Origin of the sequence: Pantoea sp. UBA6567 (genome assembly GCF_002434165.1) — a bacterium.
Lineage (GTDB): Bacteria > Pseudomonadota > Gammaproteobacteria > Enterobacterales > Enterobacteriaceae > Pantoea > Pantoea eucrina.
In genome coordinates, this window is sequence record NZ_DJJN01000008.1 from 16,795 (window position 1) to 33,504 (window position 16,710).

15 protein-coding genes are annotated in these 16,710 nt (G+C 61.1%); 10 read left to right on the forward strand and 5 right to left on the reverse strand.

Translation table 11 applies throughout. The features are described from left to right. Window positions 1-20: 20 nt before the first annotated feature. Window positions 21-2,438, reverse strand: a complete 2,418-nt coding sequence (gene ybbP / locus B4M48_RS14765; RefSeq protein WP_039383056.1) for a putative ABC transporter permease subunit YbbP — start codon at window positions 2,436-2,438, stop codon at window positions 21-23. After that, window positions 2,435-3,121, reverse strand: a complete 687-nt coding sequence (gene ybbA, locus B4M48_RS14770; protein ID WP_039383054.1) for a putative ABC transporter ATP-binding protein YbbA — start codon at window positions 3,119-3,121, stop codon at window positions 2,435-2,437. The genes ybbP and ybbA overlap by 4 nt, the downstream gene beginning before the upstream one ends. Here ybbA and tesA point away from each other — a divergent pair. From tesA to B4M48_RS14795, 5 genes are all read left to right on the forward strand, one after another. Then, window positions 3,089-3,721, forward strand: a complete 633-nt coding sequence (gene tesA / locus B4M48_RS14775) for a multifunctional acyl-CoA thioesterase I/protease I/lysophospholipase L1 (RefSeq protein ID WP_139239680.1) — start codon at window positions 3,089-3,091, stop codon at window positions 3,719-3,721. The two genes, ybbA and tesA, sit on opposite strands and share 33 nt — an antisense overlap. Before the next feature lie 25 nt (window positions 3,722-3,746). Continuing rightward, window positions 3,747-4,520: an SDR family oxidoreductase gene (locus B4M48_RS14780; RefSeq protein ID WP_286876992.1), complete on the forward strand. Its 774-nt coding sequence runs from the start codon at window positions 3,747-3,749 to the stop codon at window positions 4,518-4,520. A 79-nt stretch (window positions 4,521-4,599) separates the two neighbouring features. Further along, a complete protein-coding gene (locus tag B4M48_RS14785; protein ID WP_071668949.1) occupies window positions 4,600-5,454 on the forward strand; it encodes a co-chaperone YbbN in 855 nt (284 codons plus the stop codon). Between the two features lie 58 nt (window positions 5,455-5,512). Then, window positions 5,513-6,427, forward strand: coding sequence for an SPFH domain-containing protein (locus tag B4M48_RS14790; RefSeq protein ID WP_094111784.1), 915 nt, complete (start codon window positions 5,513-5,515; stop codon window positions 6,425-6,427). Beyond that, window positions 6,427-6,885: an NfeD family protein gene (locus B4M48_RS14795; RefSeq protein ID WP_286876994.1), complete on the forward strand. Its 459-nt coding sequence runs from the start codon at window positions 6,427-6,429 to the stop codon at window positions 6,883-6,885. The genes B4M48_RS14790 and B4M48_RS14795 overlap by 1 nt, the downstream gene beginning before the upstream one ends. Here the strand turns inward: B4M48_RS14795 and cueR are convergent. Next, a complete protein-coding gene (cueR, locus tag B4M48_RS14800) occupies window positions 6,861-7,277 on the reverse strand; it encodes a Cu(I)-responsive transcriptional regulator (protein ID WP_071668947.1) in 417 nt (138 codons plus the stop codon). The genes B4M48_RS14795 and cueR overlap by 25 nt on opposite strands. Window positions 7,278-7,371: 94 nt before the next feature. Here cueR and copA point away from each other — a divergent pair, with 94 nt between their 5' ends. The 3 genes from copA to ybaK all read left to right on the forward strand — a co-directional run bounded on the left by copA (window position 7,372) and on the right by ybaK (window position 11,447). Continuing rightward, window positions 7,372-9,879, forward strand: a complete 2,508-nt coding sequence (gene copA, locus B4M48_RS14805; RefSeq protein WP_104084636.1) for a copper-exporting P-type ATPase CopA — start codon at window positions 7,372-7,374, stop codon at window positions 9,877-9,879. A gap of 71 nt (window positions 9,880-9,950) precedes the next feature. Further along, entirely contained in the window at window positions 9,951-10,760 is an 810-nt protein-coding gene (locus B4M48_RS14810) for a TraB/GumN family protein (protein ID WP_039383039.1), read from the forward strand. Between the two features lie 207 nt (window positions 10,761-10,967). Next, window positions 10,968-11,447: a Cys-tRNA(Pro)/Cys-tRNA(Cys) deacylase YbaK gene (gene ybaK / locus B4M48_RS14815; RefSeq protein WP_039383036.1), complete on the forward strand. Its 480-nt coding sequence runs from the start codon at window positions 10,968-10,970 to the stop codon at window positions 11,445-11,447. Here the strand turns inward: ybaK and B4M48_RS14820 are convergent. Then, window positions 11,444-12,316: a LysR family transcriptional regulator gene (locus B4M48_RS14820; RefSeq protein WP_039383034.1), complete on the reverse strand. Its 873-nt coding sequence runs from the start codon at window positions 12,314-12,316 to the stop codon at window positions 11,444-11,446. The genes ybaK and B4M48_RS14820 overlap by 4 nt on opposite strands. A 90-nt stretch (window positions 12,317-12,406) precedes the next feature. Between B4M48_RS14820 and B4M48_RS14825 the strand changes: the two genes are divergently transcribed. After that, a complete protein-coding gene (locus tag B4M48_RS14825; RefSeq protein ID WP_039383032.1) occupies window positions 12,407-12,838 on the forward strand; it encodes a multidrug/biocide efflux PACE transporter in 432 nt (143 codons plus the stop codon). Window positions 12,839-12,885: 47 nt separating this feature from the next. On the opposite strand, the gene ushA is transcribed toward B4M48_RS14825, so the two are convergent. Continuing rightward, on the reverse strand, window positions 12,886-14,634 hold the full coding sequence (ushA, locus tag B4M48_RS14830) for a bifunctional UDP-sugar hydrolase/5'-nucleotidase UshA (RefSeq protein WP_394661995.1): 1,749 nt from the start codon (window positions 14,632-14,634) through the stop codon (window positions 12,886-12,888). A gap of 354 nt (window positions 14,635-14,988) precedes the next feature. On the opposite strand from ushA, the gene ybaL reads away from it, so the two are divergent. Continuing rightward, complete coding sequence (ybaL, locus tag B4M48_RS14835) at window positions 14,989-16,677, forward strand: YbaL family putative K(+) efflux transporter (RefSeq protein ID WP_039383029.1); 1,689 nt, start codon at window positions 14,989-14,991, stop codon at window positions 16,675-16,677. Window positions 16,678-16,710: the final 33 nt, after the last annotated feature.

The window sequence follows — 16,710 nt, forward strand, 5'->3', positions numbered from 1 at the left end:
CTCAGACAGAGGGATCCTGATTACGCCGCTTCAAAGCGCCGGAACAGCGCTTTGCCCTTCAGCAGTCGCACGCCCAGCCAGCCGCCGCACAGCGACAGCAGAAGCGCTCCGCACAGCGGTAGCGCAAACCACAGCGTCCAGTCGGGCTGCCAGGGAAAATCGAAAATTTTACGCTGCAGTGCCCACAGCGCGGCCTCTGCACCCAGCGCAGCCGCTATTCCGGAAACCACGCCGAGCAGAGCAAACTCACACCACAGCGTGCCGCGCAGCAGACGTTTGCTCGCGCCCAGCGTGCGATACACCACCAGCTCCTGACGACGCTGGCGCATGCCGATCTGGATCTGCGCCAGCAGCAGCAGGACACCGCACAGCGTCACCAGCACCACCATGATTTCCAGCGCCTGACTCACCTGCGCCAGCACCTGGCCAATCTGTTTCATGATGCTGCCAATATCGAGCAGGCTCAGCGTCGGGAACGTCCGGTTCAGCTGCGCCAGCAGCGCCGGATTATTCGCCATGCGGAAGCTGGTCAGCCATGTCTGCGGCTGCTGCTCCAGCGCGCCGGGCGGGAAGATAAAAAAGAAGTTAGGCCGCAGGCTCTCCCAGTCCACCTTACGCAGACTGCTGATGCGCGCGCTGAACGTCTGCGTATCGCCGCTAAAGGTCAGCTCATCCCCTGGCTTAACGCCCAGCCGCTGCGCCAGTTCGGCTTCAATCGAAACCTCCCCTGGCCGCGGGGGCCAGCTGCCGGCAAGCAGCGGGTTGTGATCCGGCCTCTGCGCCTGCCAGGTCAGATTGAGCTCGCGGTTCAGCGCATTATCCTGACGCGGATCGGCCGCTTTGCCGTTCAGCTCAACCAGACGCGCGCGCACGACGGGATAAAAGGTTTCCGGTTTGATCTGATGCTGCTGCAAAAAGTCACGCACCTGTGGCACCTGCGCCTGCGTAATATTCAGCAGAAAATAGTTTGGTGCATCCGGCGGCAGCTGCTGCTGCCAGCGATCGAGCAGATCGCCGCGCATAACCAGCAGCAGCGCCAGCAGCATAAAAGAGAGCGAGAACGCGGCCAGCTGGCTCAGCGTCATTGCCGGCTGTCGCAGCAGACGGTTAATGGCCAGCCGCAGCGCCAGGTTACGCACGACCAGCCGGCGCAGCAGCAGCAGCGTACCCCAGCCCAGCACGGCGAGCAGCAGCGCCAGCAGTACGACGCCGGTGAGCAGCGCCCAGAGCATTTTGCTGCCCCCCAGCAGCAGCGCCAGCAGCAGCACCACCACCAGCGCCATCGCCGGCAGATAGACGCGCAGCGGCCAGACGCGCGCCACCGCATCGCGCCGCAGTACGCGCAGCGGCTGGGTCGCCATCAGCAGACGATAAGGACGCAGCCCCACCAGCAGGGAGATAACAAACAGGGTGCCCAGCGCCCAGAGCCATGGCCAGAGGCTGGCGGCAGGCAGCGATGCGGGCAGCACCGGCTTCAGCAGGGTAAGCAGCAGCAGTTCGATCCCCTGCCCCAGCGCGCTGCCGGTCACGCCCGCTAACAGCAGCACCGCCAGCCACTGGCCGATAATCAGCCGCTGCAGCGCACGTCGCGTGGCCCCCAGCGTTTTCAGCACCGCCACCAGATCGTAACGGCTGCGGCAGTAGTGGCTCATCGCTACCGCCACGGCCGCGATGGCCAGCAGCAGCGTCAGTAATGCCGACAGCAGCAGAAACTGCTGCGCGCGCTGCATGGAACGGCCCAGCGCATCCTCTGAGTTTTCGGTGCTTATCCAGCGTTCGCCCCCTTTAAGGCGCGGCTCGATCCAGCGATCGTAGCGCGCCAGCGGTGCGGCGTCGCCGGAAAACTTATAGCGCCAGCTCAGGCGGCTGCCGGGCTGAACGGCGCCGGTTTTTTCAACGTCCGCCAGGTTCATTAACAGACGAGGCGCCGTCTGGAAGGGATTGAATCCGCTGTCCGGCTCCTGGATCACCGTACCGGCAATGCGCAGCGTGGCGTCGCCGACCTCTATCGGATCGCCGACGCGCAGATCCAGCAGCGCCAGCAGACGCGCGGCGACCAGCACGCTGCCTGCCGCCGGACGCAGGCCCGGTGGCTCGGTCTGCAATGTACCAAACATCGGATAGGCGTCATCCACCGCTTTAACATCTGCCAGCTGCGGCGTCTCCCGCGCAAAGGTCATAGTGGTGAAGCTGAGTTGACGGCTGATCGCTAATCCCTCCTCACGCGCCTGCGTCAGCCAGGCTTCCGGCACCGGCCGGCTGCTGCGCAGCGTACGATCGCCCGCCATAAAGTCGCGGCTCTGCTGGCTGAGTCCTTTCTCCATGCGATCGCTGATGGAACCCAAAGCCAGCACGCAGGCCACCGCCAGCGTCAGCGCCAGCCAGACAATCAGCAGCGAAGGCGAGCGCCATTCGCGCCAGAACCAGCGCCAGATCATGCCTCCTCCCACAGCTTGCCGTCACGCAGCCGCAGCCGCCGATCGCAGCGCGCGGCCAGCTGCTCATCATGGGTCACCAGGATCAGCGTTGTGGCGTAATCACGGTTGAGCGAGAACAGCAGATCGGCAATGCGCTCCCCGGTCTGACGATCGAGATTACCGGTGGGCTCATCCGCAAACAGCAGGCCGGGACGCCCGCTAAATGCGCGCGCCAGTGCCACCCGCTGCTGTTCGCCTCCTGAAAGCTGTGCAGGAAGATGATGCAGGCGCGCTTTCAGGCCAAGCTGCGCCAGCAGCTCGCTGGCCTGTGCCCGGCTGTCGCGATCGCTCTCGCCGCGCAGCAGCGCCGGCAGCTGCACGTTCTCCAGCGCATTTAGCGTGGGCACCAGCATAAATGACTGAAACACAAAACCGACTTCGCGTGCGCGCAGCGCCGCGCGCTGCTCTTCGTTCATGCGGTGCAGCGGCTGACCCAGCAGATGAACCTCGCCGCTGCTGCCATCATCCAGCCCGGCGAGGATCCCCAGCAGCGTCGACTTCCCCGATCCCGATTCGCCAATCAGCGCGAGCGTTTCGGCTGGTTTGACAACCAGCTCAACTCCGGTAAGGATTGAGAGCTGATGCTCACCCTGACCGACGGACTTAGTAAGATGATGAACCGCAACAATGTTTTCCGCTGGCATTATCCTTTCCTGTGTGTGGTGCTGCTGCTGGTATCGCGCATCGCTGCAGCCGATACGCTGATGGTATTAGGTGACAGCCTGAGCGCCGGCTACCGGATGTCTGCCAGCGCCGCCTGGCCTGCCCTGCTCAGCACGCGCTGGCAGCAGCAGCCCAACGTCGTCAACGCCAGCATCAGCGGTGATACCGCCGGACAGGGTCTGGCACGGCTGCCTGCACTATTAAAACAGCATCAGCCGCGCTGGGTGTTAATCGAACTGGGCGGTAATGATGGTTTACGCGGTTTTCCGCCACAGGCTATCGAGCAGGATCTGCGTGCGATTATCCGTGCGGTGAAAGCCGCTGACGCGCAGCCGCTGCTGATGCAGATCCGGCTGCCCGCTAATTATGGACGACGATACACGGAAGCGTTCAGCGCCATCTATCCGCGCCTGGCGGAAGAGTACAGCCTGCCGCTGGTACCCTTTTTTATGGAGCAGGTCTATCTGAAGCCAGAGTGGATGCAGCAGGATGGTATTCACCCCAATCCGGATGCGCAGCCGTTTATTGCCGGCATCATGGCTGACGCGCTGGCTCCGCTAGTTAAGCATGACTCGCGCTGAGTCGTGCTATTTCACAGGTAAAGAAATGCAAAAATCGGTTTTGATCACCGGCTGCTCCAGCGGTATCGGGCTGGCAGCCGCCAGCGATTTGCAGGCGCGCGGCTATCACGTACTTGCCGCCTGCCGCCGCGCCGAGGATGTCGCGCGGATGACCGCACTGGGATATACCGGCATCCCGCTCGATCTTGACGATGCCGCGAGTGTGGATGCCGCCGCCGATCGGGTGCTGGCGCTTACCGGACATTGCCTGCACGGGCTATTTAATAACGGCGGATTTGGTCAGTATGGGCCGCTGAGCAGCATCAGCCGCCAGCAGCTTGAAAAGCAGTTCTCCACCAACCTCTTTGGCACTCATCAGCTGACGATGCGGCTGCTGCCGGCGCTGCAGAAGAGCGGCGACGGCCGCATTATCAATACCAGCTCGGTGCTGGGACTAATCTCCACCCCGGGGCGTGGCGCCTATGCCGCCAGCAAATGGGCGCTGGAGGCGTGGAGCGATGCGTTGCGTATGGAAGTGCGCGCCAGCGGCGTGCGCGTCAGCCTGATAGAGCCGGGACCGATTGCCACGCGTTTCACTGATAACGTGCAGCAGGGTGAACAGGAGAAGCCGGTGCAGAATCCCGGTATCGCGGCACGCTTTACCCTGCCGCCGGAGGCGATTCTGCCCAAACTGCGCCATGCGCTGGAGAGCCGTCACCCGCGGCTGCGCTATCCGGTTACGCTGGTGGCCTGGGGCATGAGTTTTCTGAAACGACTGCTGCCGGGCTGGATGCTGGATCGCATTTTGCGCAGCAACTGAGCGGTAACATCAGCCAGCGCTTGAAGCGGGACACTTTATCCCCATATTCTCTTTACACTTTCTGCCAGGAGCGTTTTTCATGTCACACGCTTTGATCACCGACATCAATGAGTCCAATTTGCAGCAGACGCTGGAGCAATCCATGCAGCTGCCGGTTCTGTTCTATTTCTGGTCTGAACGCAGCCAGCACTGCCTGCAGCTTACCCCGGTGCTGGAGCGTCTGGCACAGGAGTATGCCGGCCAGTTCCTGCTGGCAAAACTCGACTGCGACAACGAGCCAGTGGTGGCATCACAGTTCGGTCTGCGCTCGCTGCCCACGGTCTATCTGTTCCAGAACGGGCAGCCGGTAGATGGTTTTCAGGGCCCGCAGCCGGAAGAGGCGATCCGCGCGCTGCTGGAAAAAGTTCTGCCGCGCGAAGAGGAGCTGAAAGCGCAGCAGGCTATGGAGCTGATGCAGCAGAACAAGCCCCTTGAGGCGCTGCCGCTGCTGAAAGATGCCTGGCAGCTGAGCAATAAAAACAGTGAGATTGGCTTTCTGCTGGCAGAAGTGCTGATCGCCCTGAACCGCAGTGATGAAGCGGAAGCGGTGCTGGATGTGGTGCCGCTGCAGGATCAGGATACACGCTATCAGAGCCTGGTCTCACAGATCGACCTGCTGAAGCAGGCGGCGGATACGCCTGAAATCCAGCTGCTGCAGGAGCAGCTGAACGCCGAGCCGCAGAACGCGACCCTGGCTGCTAAACTTGCGTTACAGCTGCACCAGGTTGGGCGTAATGAAGAGGCGCTGGAGCTGCTGCTGGGCTTTCTGAAAAGCGATCTCGCCGCCGGTGACGGTGAAGTGCGCAAAATGTTCCAGGAGATCCTGGCCGCGCTTGGCACCGGCGACGCCCTCGCCTCGCGCTATCGCCGCCAGCTCTATTCGCTGCTCTACTGACGGGTACGCAGACGGGCCGAAGCGACTCGGCCCGGTAATCTGACAGCCAGGAGGTTATATGCTGACCGCTATTCCTGTTCTCATCGTACTGGTGCTGGTGATTGTATGGGCCGGTATCAAGATTGTTCCGCAGGGCTATCAATGGACGGTAGAGCGCTTCGGACGCTACACCCGTACGCTCTCGCCGGGGCTTAACCTGGTGGTGCCGTTTATGGATCGCGTGGGTCGCCGCATCAATATGATGGAGCAGGTGCTCGATATCCCCTCACAGGAGATCATCTCCAAAGACAACGCCAACGTCACCATTGATGCCGTCTGCTTTATCCAGGTCGTTGACCCGGCGCGTGCCGCCTATGAGGTCAGCAATCTGGAGCTGGCGATAATCAACCTCACGATGACGAACATTCGCACGGTCCTCGGCGGCATGGAGCTGGATGAGATGCTGTCGCAGCGTGACAACATCAACACCCGCCTGCTGCATATCGTTGATGAAGCGACAAACCCCTGGGGCGTCAAAATTACCCGCATTGAGATCCGCGATGTGCGGCCACCGCAGGAGCTGATCGCTGCCATGAATGCGCAGATGAAAGCTGAGCGTACCAAACGCGCCGATATTCTGGCTGCTGAAGGCGTGCGTCAGGCCGCCATACTGCGCGCTGAAGGCGACAAGCAGTCACAGATTCTGAAAGCGGAAGGCGAGCGCACCTCCGCTTTTTTACAGGCCGAAGCGCGTGAGCGGCAGGCAGAGGCGGAAGCGAACGCCACGCGCATGGTGTCTGACGCGATCGCCGCCGGTGATATCCAGGCCATTAACTACTTTGTTGCGCAGAAATATACTGATGCGCTGCAGAAAATTGGCGAAGCCGGCAACAGTAAAGTGGTGATGATGCCGCTCGATGCCAGCAGCCTGATCGGCTCGGTAGCGGGCATCAGTGAACTGCTGAAAGAGCGTCATGCGGAGCGGAGGCCGTAATGCTGATGGAGCTGATTGCCCATCCGCACTGGTTCTGGCTGACGCTGGGCGGGCTGCTGCTGGCAGCCGAAATGCTGGGCACCAGTGGTTATCTGCTCTGGTGCGGTATGGCGGCACTACTGGTTGGCGTGGCCGAGTGGCTGTGGCCTTTCTCATGGGCCGATCAGGGGCTGCTGTTTGCCGCGCTGACGCTGCTGAGCGCGCTGGGCTGGTATGGCTGGATGCGCCATCAGGCTGCAACGCAGCAACCCAACACGCTGAACCAGCGCGGTAAAGAGCTGATTGGCCGGCAGCTGACGCTGGAGACGCCGCTTAAAAGTGGTATCGGACATGTACAGATTGGTGACAGCAGCTGGCGCGTACAGGCAACAGACGATCTGCCCGCGGGCACGCGGGTGACGGTCACGGCGGTTGAAGGGATCACGCTGCTGATTCAGCCGCGTTTACCGCCGGAGTGACCGCAGCAGCCCGCCAGCTGATTCATTATCGGGCACTCGGCGCCCTCGTCGCCGGGACACGCCTCTGCCAGTGACAGCAGGCGCGCCCGCATGGCGTGCAGCTCCTCAATATGCGCTGCAATTTCTTCAGCCTTCTGCAGCGTGCGCGCTTTGACATCTGCGCTGTGCCGCGCAGGATCGTTGAACAGCGCCACCAGCTCGCGGCACTCATCCAGCGTAAAGCCAACCTGGCGCGCCTGGCGCAGCAGATGCAGCTCTTCCAGATGGCGTTCGTCATAGTGCCGGTAGCCATTTCCGCTACGCAGCGGCGGCGTCACGATCCCTTTCTCTTCATAAAAGCGGATCGCTTTACTGGTCAGCCCGGTTTTTCTGGCAACGTCGCTGATATTCATGCCGGCTCCTTGACCTTCCCCCGAATGGAAGGTTTACGCTTATAACTACTGTAACCGGTGCAGCCGGTCAACTCTGTTCACTAAGGAGACTATCATGTCAGACAGACAAACGCTGGCGCTGGAGGGGCTTTCCTGCGGCCACTGTGTCAAACGGGTTAAAGAGGCGCTGGAACAGCGCAGCGACGTCGAGCAGGCGGAGGTCACGCAGCAGGAGGCACGCGTGACCGGGACGGCCAGCGCCAGCGAGCTGATCGCAACCGTAGAGCAGGCTGGCTACCACGCCATGCTGCAGCCTGAGGCAACATCCCCAAAGTCTGATCCGTTGACAGCTCAGGAGCCGCCGCCGGAGGCGCTGACAACGGCCTCTCAGCCGGCAGAAGCGGCGCTGCCGGTACAGCATCTGCTGATTGATGGCATGAGCTGCGCCAGCTGCGTCAGCCGGGTAGAGAACGCGCTGCGCGCGGTATCCGGCGTCACGGAAGCACGCGTTAACCTCGGTGAACGCAGCGCGCTGGTGTTGGGTGAGGTTAACGCACCGGCGCTGATTGCCGCCGTAGACAAGGCAGGCTACAGCGCTGAAGTGATTGAGGATGAACAGCGCCGGCGCGAGCGTCAGCAGGCGAACGCGCGGCAGGCGATGCGCCGCTTCAGCTGGCAGTCGGCGCTGGCGCTGGGGTTTGGCGTGCCGATGATGTTCTGGGGCATGGCGGGCGATCATATGATGCTGACGCCGGAGAATCAGACGCTGTGGCGTACGCTGGGCGTTGCCACGCTGCTGGTCATGATCATTGCCGGCGGCCACTTTTACCGCAGCGCCTGGCGCAGCCTGCGATTAGCCACCGCCACCATGGATACGCTGGTGGCGCTCGGCACCGGCGCTGCCTGGCTCTATTCGATAAGCGTGGCGCTGTGGCCGGAATTTTTTCCGCTGCAGGCACGCCACCTCTACTTTGAAGCCAGCGTCATGATCATCGGCCTGATTAACCTCGGGCACGCGCTGGAACAGCGTGCCCGTCAGCGCGCCTCGCGCGCGCTGGAGCGGCTGCTGGATCTGACGCCGGCGCAGGCGTGCGTGGTCACCGAACAGGGTGAGCAGCAGCTGCCGCTGAGCGCCGTCACCGCCGGTATGACTCTGAAGCTGGTCACCGGCGATCGGGTACCGGTGGATGGCGACGTCACGCAGGGAGAGGCGTGGTGCGATGAAGCGATGCTGACCGGCGAAGCCGTGCCGCAGGAAAAAGCGCCTGGCAGCAAAGTCTATGCCGGCACGGTGGTGCAGGATGGCACGCTGCGCTTTATCGCCAGCGCCACCGGCAGCCACACCACGCTGGCACGTATTATTAATCTGGTGCGTCAGGCGCAAAGCAGCAAGCCGGAGATTGGCCGCCTCGCCGATCGCATCTCTGCCGTTTTCGTACCGGTTGTGGTAGCGATTGCGCTGCTGAGCGGCCTCACCTGGTATCTGATTGGGCCACAGCCGCAGCTCGCCTATGCGCTGGTGATCATCACTACCGTCCTGATCATCGCCTGTCCCTGTGCGCTGGGGCTGGCCACGCCGATGTCGATCATCGCCGGCACCGGCCGTGCGGCAGAGCTGGGTATCCTGGTGCGCGATGCCGACGCGCTGCAGCACGCCAGCGAAACTGACACGCTGGTGTTTGATAAAACCGGTACGCTGACGCAGGGATCGCCGCAGATCGGCGAGATCTGCTGCTATGCTGACCGGGATCAACAGCAGATCCTGCAGGCCGCAGCGGAGCTGGAGCAGGGATCCACGCATCCGCTTGCCAGCGCGATCCTCGCTGCCGCGCCGCAGCCGCCGGCAGCAGAGATCACCCGCTTCCGGACGCTGCGCGGCAGGGGCGTGAGCGCGCAGGTGGCAGGTCAGACCCTGCTGCTGGGCAACACGGCCCTGCTTGATGAGCAGCAGATTAACTATGACGCCGCCCGGGCAGATATCGAACGCATCGCGGCAAGCGGTGCTACGCCAGTGCTGCTGGCCGACGCGCACCAGCTGCTGGGCCTGATTGCGCTGCGCGATAATCTGCGGCCGGAGAGTAAAGCGGCACTGCAGCGGCTGCATCAGGCTGGCTACCGGCTGGTGATGCTGACGGGCGATCATCAGGCCACAGCCCGCGCTATCGCTGCTGAAGCGGGAATTGATGAAGTGATCGCCGGCGTGCTGCCAGAGGGTAAAGCAGAAGCCATAAGCCGCCTGCAGCAGCAGGGGCGCCGGGTGATGATGATAGGAGATGGCATTAACGATGCGCCAGCGTTAGCGCAGGCGGATACCGGTATTGCGATGGGCAGCGGCAGCGATGTCGCGGTCGAAACGGCGCCGCTTACGCTGATGCGTAACGACCTGCATGGGGTAGCGGATGCCCTGGCGATTTCGCAGGCCACGCTGCGCAATATGCGCCAGAATCTGCTGGGCGCATTTGTGTATAACAGCCTGGGTATTCCGATTGCGGCGGGCGTGCTCTATCCCTTTACCGGCCTGCTGCTGAGCCCGATTGTCGCGGGGGCAGCAATGGCCCTCTCTTCCATCACCGTCGTCAGCAATGCAAACCGCCTGCTGCGTTTCACTCCGCCCGACCGGTAATAGCAGCCAGCGCGCTGTTTTTAGCCGAAATAAATCGTTAGCATGACGGTTTAACCGTAACAGGAGCGGACATGAACAGCCCTATCTGGCAACGTCTCTGGCAGCGGATCGCCGCGCTTTTTCCGTCTGCCTACCGCTGGCCGGCAATGGATATGCGTCTGGGCGACCGGCTGCTGCATCTGACCGGTAGTATCCATATGGGCACACGCAACATGCAGCCTCTGCCAGCCGGCCTGCTGCGTCAGCTGCAGAAAGCGGATGCGCTGATTGTTGAAGCGGACATCACGCGCGGCGGCTCTCCTTTTGCGGATACCGCAGATTTGCCGCCGCTGCACACCCGGCTGGAGAGCGCCACGCTGACGCGGCTGCAGGCGCTCTGTAAGGATCTGGGGCTGGAGAGTGACCTCTTTGATACCCTGCCCTGCTGGCAGATAGCGCTGATGCTGCAGGCGCACCAGGCGCAGCGGCTCGGACTGCGTCCGGAGTATGGTATCGATTATCAGCTGCTGCAGGCCGCAAAGGCAGCGGGCAAGCCGATCATTGAGCTGGAAGGGCCGGAGACGCAGATCGCGCTGCTGAAATCCCTGCCGCAGGAGGGTCGGGCGCTGCTGGTGGATACGCTTGAGCACTGGCATACCAATGCGCGGCTGCTGCAGACGATGATCAGCTGGTGGCTTGAAGCGCCGCCCGCGCAGCAGCCGGTAGCGCTGCCCGCGACCTTTGGCAGTGAGCTGAGCGACACGCTGATGCGTAACCGCAATCAGCAATGGCGCGAACAGCTGCTGGCGCTGCCATCGGGTCGCTATCTGGTGGCCGTCGGCGCGCTGCATCTCTATGGCGATGATAATCTGCCCGGCCTGCTGAAACAGAAGCAGCCGTAACGCGACACCTGCGCTGCTCAGGAGTGGCCGAAGGATAAGACAAAAAAAGAAGGCCGATATCACTATCGACCTGTCAAAGAGGAATTTGTTTATGATTTTGGTTATCGCCAGGGTGAGTGGCGCGGGACAATTCTCGCGCAAAGTTCAGATTTTCGCCACTGTTATTAGCGCAATCTTTGAGAAGAATTTTTGTCGTAAGGATTAATGATGACCCCTGCAGTCAAACTTCTGGAAAAAAACGGCGTGGCGTTTACGCTGCACCCCTATGAGCATGACAGCCATGAAACGCATTTTGGCGATGAAGCGGTGCGCAAGCTCAACCTTGATGCGCGCCAGGTCTTTAAAACGCTGCTGGTCGCGCTGAACGGCGATGCGAAAGCGCTGGCGGTGGCGGTTACGCCGGTTGCATCCCAGCTCGACCTGAAAAAAGTGGCGAAAGCGCTGGGCGCCAGGCGAGCAGAAATGGCCGATCCGCAGCTGGCGCAGCGCGTTACCGGCTACCTGCTGGGCGGCATCAGTCCGCTGGGTCAGAAAAAGCGCCTGCCAACGGTGATCGATCGGCAGGCCGCAGAGTTTGCCACCATATTTATCTCTGGCGGTAAACGCGGCCTCGACATTGAACTGGCTGCAGAGGATCTGGCGCGGCTGCTGAATGCCACACTGGCCGACGTGGCACGCTGCGATTAATCGGGCTGCTGCGCGCAAAGCTGATCGATCATCCAGCGCCCGGCCGGGCCGGGCGGATTACGTCGCGACCAGACCACATCTACCGCAATATGCTGCGGCCAGCCGGGAACGCATAGCTCTTTCAGGACCTGATGACCAAACTGATCCACCAGCCAGCGCGGCAGTACGCTCCAGCCAAACCCCTGCTCCGCCATCTCCAGCAGCAGCAGATACGTCGGCGCTGACCAGGTTCGTCCGGCGGCTGGCAGTGGTCCGCGCGTCTGTACCCAGGTGTTCAGCCGCAGCTGCCGCAGCTCGCTGAGCTGCGCCTCACTCACCTGAGCCAGCTGCGACAGCGCGTGATCCTGATGCAGAAAGATCGCCATCTGCGCCTCCACCTGCAGCCGGGCGACCGCCAGATCGGGCGGCAGCGCAGGCTGAGTGCGGACCACGCCCAGGTGCACCCGCCCCGCCTGCAGCAGATCCAGTACATCCTCATCCTCTGCAATCATGCATTCAAAGTCGATATCGGGGTAGCGGGCATCAAACCGCGTCAGCAGATGTTCATGATGATCGGCCTGCCAGAAATCGGAAATGGCCAGACTCAGGCGCGGCTCCACACCCTGCGACAGGCGCAGCGCCAGTTCATCCAGCCGCTGACTGGCGGCCAGGATCTGCTGCACCTGAGCCAGCGCGCGTTCACCCTGCGGTGTCAGCACCGGCTGGCGGCCGCGACGGTCAAACAGCGCAAAGCCTAGATCGATTTCAAGGTTAGCGATGGCAGCACTGATGGTGGACTGGCTTTTTGCCAGCGCGCGGGCAGCAGCAGAGAAAGAGCCGCTCGCAACAGTCTGGACAAATGCCTCAAGGGATTCCGGAGAGTATTTCATGGTTTACCATCGTTTTTTTCGATAGACACTCATTTTATCTCAGATGCATGCAGTGCGAAAATGCGCGTTATTACGTAACCGGAGGTATTTATGCGTACCCGTTCGCTGAAAGAACGCATTCTGCACGCCGTGGGCTTTGAGGGCCTGGCTATTGTGACTATCGCGCCGCTGGCAGCATGGATTATGGACAAGCCGCTGTTCCAGATGGGCACGCTGGCGATTGCCCTTTCTACCGTCGCGATGCTGTGGAACATGATCTATAACACCCTGTTCGATCGCATCTGGCCGCCGCATCAGAAGCGCGGGCTGGGGCTGCGTGCCCTGCATGCGCTCTGTTTTGAAGGGGGATTTATCCTGATTGGCCTGCCGATCGCCGCCGGCATGTTGCATATTTCGCTGCTTAACGCCTTTTTAGTGGAGGTGGGATTCTTTCTGTTTTTCCTGCCCTACACCATGGTTTACAACTGGGTCTGGGATAAGCTGCGCCTGCGCTGGTTTGCGCAGCCATCCTGCCGCGCCTGATGCCGGGCGCGCGCTGCCTCCGGCCAGAAGCAGCGCGCCGGTTACGCTTAATCCTGCGCCGCGCGCGGCCAGATCCATGCCAGGAACATACGCGGATAGCTGCGCTTGCGCTGCTTTTCCAGCGCCTTGTCACGCTCGCGTACCTGCTCGTCGGTCAGATGCACGACGGCTGGCGGCACAAAATCAGCGATTTTTAGCGGTGAATGCTGAGTAATATAGTCGCGCAGCACGTCAGCATCGCGCAGACCGCTGTTGCGGTAGCCCGCGCGCGCCGTCAGCGGCGGATAGCCGTCGCCGCCGCTGGCGTTAAAGCTGTTAGTGGCGAGGCGATAGGTCTTCTTCTTCTCCAGCGGCTTCCCGTTGATTTTGACATCACTGACTGATTTACCATCGGCCACCAGGCTGACGCCGGCTAACTGAGCAAAGCCGCCGGAGTTAGTTTTGATATTCGCCACGCGGGCAAGATAGTCCTGCAGTTCCTCACCGCTCAGCGTGACCGACACCACCTGATTGCCAAACGGCTGCACCTGCAGCAGATCGCGCAGGCGCAGCTCGCCTGCCGAAAGCGATGTGCGGATGCCGCCGCCGCTGATCACCGCCACATCCGCTTTGGTCGCGGCCATCTGCGCTCGCAGGATCAGCTGCGCCAGATTGGTCTGCTCAAAGCGGACTTTATTGCGCTCGCCGACAAACAGCCCGTCACTGCGGCCAACGGCGACATCCAGCTGTTTACCGGCGCGCAGCTGGAAAGGGGTCAGCAGCTTCATCATCGCGGTATTGGGTACAATCGGCTCCTGATAAGGCAGCCAGGTTTCGCTGCCATCCTGGTTGGTGACTTTATGCTTCAGGTTAACCGGGATGAGCTGATAATTTTCCAGCGTCAGCTCACCATTGCGAAAGGTAAAATCGCCGCGACCCACATATTTGCCCCACTCTTTAGCCTGCATGATCCAGACGCCATTCTGCCGATCGGGCTGGCAGGGCTGGCCTGGCTGATAATCCGGCACGCTGCGGTTAGCCTGCGCCATACAGACGGCATCGTGCGAGTGACCGCCCACGATAACACTCAGGGTGCCGGGCGGCAGGCTGCGCGCCAGCTCAACGTCGCCCGGTGCGTTACTGCCGTGCTGACCGTCGTCATAATGTCCCATATGCGTCAGCGCGATGATCACATCAGGCTTTTCCGTGGCGCGCAGCTCCGCTACCGCTTTCAGCGTCTCTTTGACCGGATCGCGGATCTCAAGCTCTGCGACATTTTCCGGGTTGGTAATACGCAGCGTATCCGTAGTGGTCAGCCCGATAACCGCTATTTTCAGGCCCATACGGTTAAATATGGCCCAGGGCGAAAACAGCCGCCGATCGCTGCCTTTTTGATAGATATTCGCCGCGAGAAAGGGAAAACGCGCCCACTTTTTCTGCTGTTCCAGCACGCTCAGAGGCTTGTCAAATTCGTGGTTTCCCAGCGCCATAGCGTCATAACCCACCAGATTCATGCCGCGAATGTCAGGCTCTGCGTTCAGCACATCTGACTCCGGCACGCCGGTATTGATATCCCCGGCGGAGAGGATGAGCGCACCCCCTCCGCGCGCCTGGACATCATAACGCTGCTGGTCCATCAGGCTCTTTTGTGCTGCCAGCCCATACTCACCCTGCGCGTTACTCCAGAAATGGCCATGATGATCGTTGGTATGCAGGATGCTGAAGCGATAGCTGCGATCGGTTTGCCACGCCTGCGCCAGCATCGGCACCAGCAAAACCAGCAGCGCCAGCCAGCGCTTTTTCGGGGTAAGTAACAACACAACGCTCTCCTTGTTCGTTTTTTTCCACTGCATCGTGGACCTGACAGATTTCTGCCCTCTGTGTCGCACAGTTCCCTGCTTAACTCAAGCTGAAAGGCAGTACCCGCTGCTATTTTCATCTGCTCTCGCCGGCTGGGCCCGTCGGGGGATGCTGCGCTTTTTAACGCTGCTGTAATGCATTATCACTACCTGCACGCCAGGATAACTGCTGAAAATAGCGCTTCGGCACGTTTTTTATCGCATTTTTTCAGTTTATTCAGCTTTCATCCCGCAAATGTCTAAACGCTGCAGCAGGATTTGCATTACACTTGATTGTTACAAGCGGACACATTTGCACACAAGGAGACAGGCATGCATCACACCACACCGTTGATCACCACTATTGTCGGGGGCCTGGTCCTCGCGTTTCTCCTTGGCATGCTGGCCAATCGCCTGCGCATCTCTCCGCTGGTGGGCTATCTGGTTGCCGGCGTGGTTGCGGGCCCTTTTACGCCAGGCTTTGTTGCGGATACGAATCTGGCACCTGAACTGGCAGAGCTGGGCGTCATTCTGCTGATGTTTGGCGTCGGACTGCACTTCTCACTGAAAGATCTGATGGCGGTAAAGTCGATCGCCATTCCCGGCGCCGTGGCGCAAATCGCGGTGGCGACGCTGCTGGGAATGGGGCTCTCCTGGACCATGGGCTGGTCATGGATGACTGGCCTGGTGTTTGGCCTGTGCCTCTCTACGGCCAGTACCGTAGTGCTGCTGCGGGCGCTGGAGGAGCGACAGCTGATTGACAGCCAGCGCGGCCAGATTGCGATCGGCTGGCTGATTGTGGAAGACCTGGTGATGGTGCTGACGCTGGTGCTGCTGCCTGCCATCGCCGGCATGCTGGAACAGGGTAACGCCAGTCCGACCCTGCTGGCATGGGATCTGCTGCTGACCATCGGTAAAGTGGCCGCCTTTATGGTGCTGATGATGGTGGTAGGCCGCCGCGTTATCCCGTGGATCCTGGCAAAAAGCGCGGCTACCGGCTCGCGTGAACTCTTTACTCTATCGGTGCTGGCGCTGGCGCTCGGTATCGCCTTTGGTGCCGTAGAGTTCTTTGATGTCTCCTTTGCCCTTGGCGCCTTCTTCGCCGGCATGGTGCTGAACGAATCTGAGCTGAGCCACCGCGCGGCGCGCGACACGCTCCCACTGCGCGACGCCTTTGCCGTACTGTTCTTTGTATCGGTCGGCATGCTGTTTAACCCGATGATCCTGATTGAACAGCCGCTGGCGGTACTGGGCGCGCTCGCCATCGTGGTGCTGGGTAAATCAATCGCCGCCTGGGCGCTGGTCACTCTGCTGGGGCACTCACGCCGTACCGCCCTGACCATTTCGGTCAGTCTGGCGCAGATTGGTGAGTTTGCCTTTATTCTCGCCGGCCTCGGCATTTCACTCGATCTGCTCAGCGAAGAGGGGCGCAACCTGGTGCTGGCGGCGGCTATTCTCTCCATTATGCTGAATCCTATCCTCTTCTCGCTGCTGGAGCGCTATCTGGATAAAACTGAAACCGCTGAGGAGCAGACGCTGGAAGAGGCGATGGCGGAAGAGAAACAGATCCCGGTAGATATCTGTAATCACGCGGTGATTGTGGGTTATGGACGCGTCGGCAGCCTGCTGGGGCAGCAGCTGCTGGAAGCAGATATCCCGCTGGTGGTGGTGGAAAACTCCCGCCCGCGCGTTGAAGCGCTGCGTGAACAGGGTATCAGAGCGGTGCTGGGCAATGCAGCACGCGCAGAGACCATGGAGCTGGCACGGCTTGACTGCGCCCGCTGGCTGCTGCTGACCATTCCGAATGGCTATGAAGCGGGTGAAGTGGTGGTGGCCGCACGTGAGAAGCGCAAGGATATTGAGATTATCGCCCGTGCGCACTATGACGACGAAGTCGCCTATATTATGGATCGCGGCGCTAATCAGGTCGTGATGGGCGAGCGTGAAATTGCCAGCAGCATGCTCAATGTGCTGAAAAAGGAGATCGCCGTTGAGCCGATCTCCCGCGAATGCCCGATTTGATCGGGGATCGCTGACTGCAGGGGCGCACTGATG

What these genes read in the sequence shown, in the direction of transcription:
- cueR (WP_071668947.1), bottom strand. Translation starts at nt 7,277, where the DNA reads ATGAATATCAGCGACGTTGCCAGAAAAACCGGGCTGACCAGTAAAGCG.
- ybbP (WP_039383056.1), bottom strand. Translation starts at nt 2,438, where the DNA reads ATGATCTGGCGCTGGTTCTGGCGCGAATGGCGCTCGCCTTCGCTGCTG.
- ybaK (WP_039383036.1), top strand. Translation starts at nt 10,968, where the DNA reads ATGACCCCTGCAGTCAAACTTCTGGAAAAAAACGGCGTGGCGTTTACG.
- B4M48_RS14785 (WP_071668949.1), top strand. Translation starts at nt 4,600, where the DNA reads ATGTCACACGCTTTGATCACCGACATCAATGAGTCCAATTTGCAGCAG.
- B4M48_RS14810 (WP_039383039.1), top strand. Translation starts at nt 9,951, where the DNA reads ATGAACAGCCCTATCTGGCAACGTCTCTGGCAGCGGATCGCCGCGCTT.
- B4M48_RS14790 (WP_094111784.1), top strand. Translation starts at nt 5,513, where the DNA reads ATGCTGACCGCTATTCCTGTTCTCATCGTACTGGTGCTGGTGATTGTA.
- tesA (WP_139239680.1), top strand. Translation starts at nt 3,089, where the DNA reads ATGATGAACCGCAACAATGTTTTCCGCTGGCATTATCCTTTCCTGTGT.
- B4M48_RS14795 (WP_286876994.1), top strand. Translation starts at nt 6,427, where the DNA reads ATGCTGATGGAGCTGATTGCCCATCCGCACTGGTTCTGGCTGACGCTG.
- ybaL (WP_039383029.1), top strand. Translation starts at nt 14,989, where the DNA reads ATGCATCACACCACACCGTTGATCACCACTATTGTCGGGGGCCTGGTC.
- copA (WP_104084636.1), top strand. Translation starts at nt 7,372, where the DNA reads ATGTCAGACAGACAAACGCTGGCGCTGGAGGGGCTTTCCTGCGGCCAC.
- B4M48_RS14825 (WP_039383032.1), top strand. Translation starts at nt 12,407, where the DNA reads ATGCGTACCCGTTCGCTGAAAGAACGCATTCTGCACGCCGTGGGCTTT.
- ybbA (WP_039383054.1), bottom strand. Translation starts at nt 3,121, where the DNA reads ATGCCAGCGGAAAACATTGTTGCGGTTCATCATCTTACTAAGTCCGTC.
- B4M48_RS14780 (WP_286876992.1), top strand. Translation starts at nt 3,747, where the DNA reads ATGCAAAAATCGGTTTTGATCACCGGCTGCTCCAGCGGTATCGGGCTG.
- B4M48_RS14820 (WP_039383034.1), bottom strand. Translation starts at nt 12,316, where the DNA reads ATGAAATACTCTCCGGAATCCCTTGAGGCATTTGTCCAGACTGTTGCG.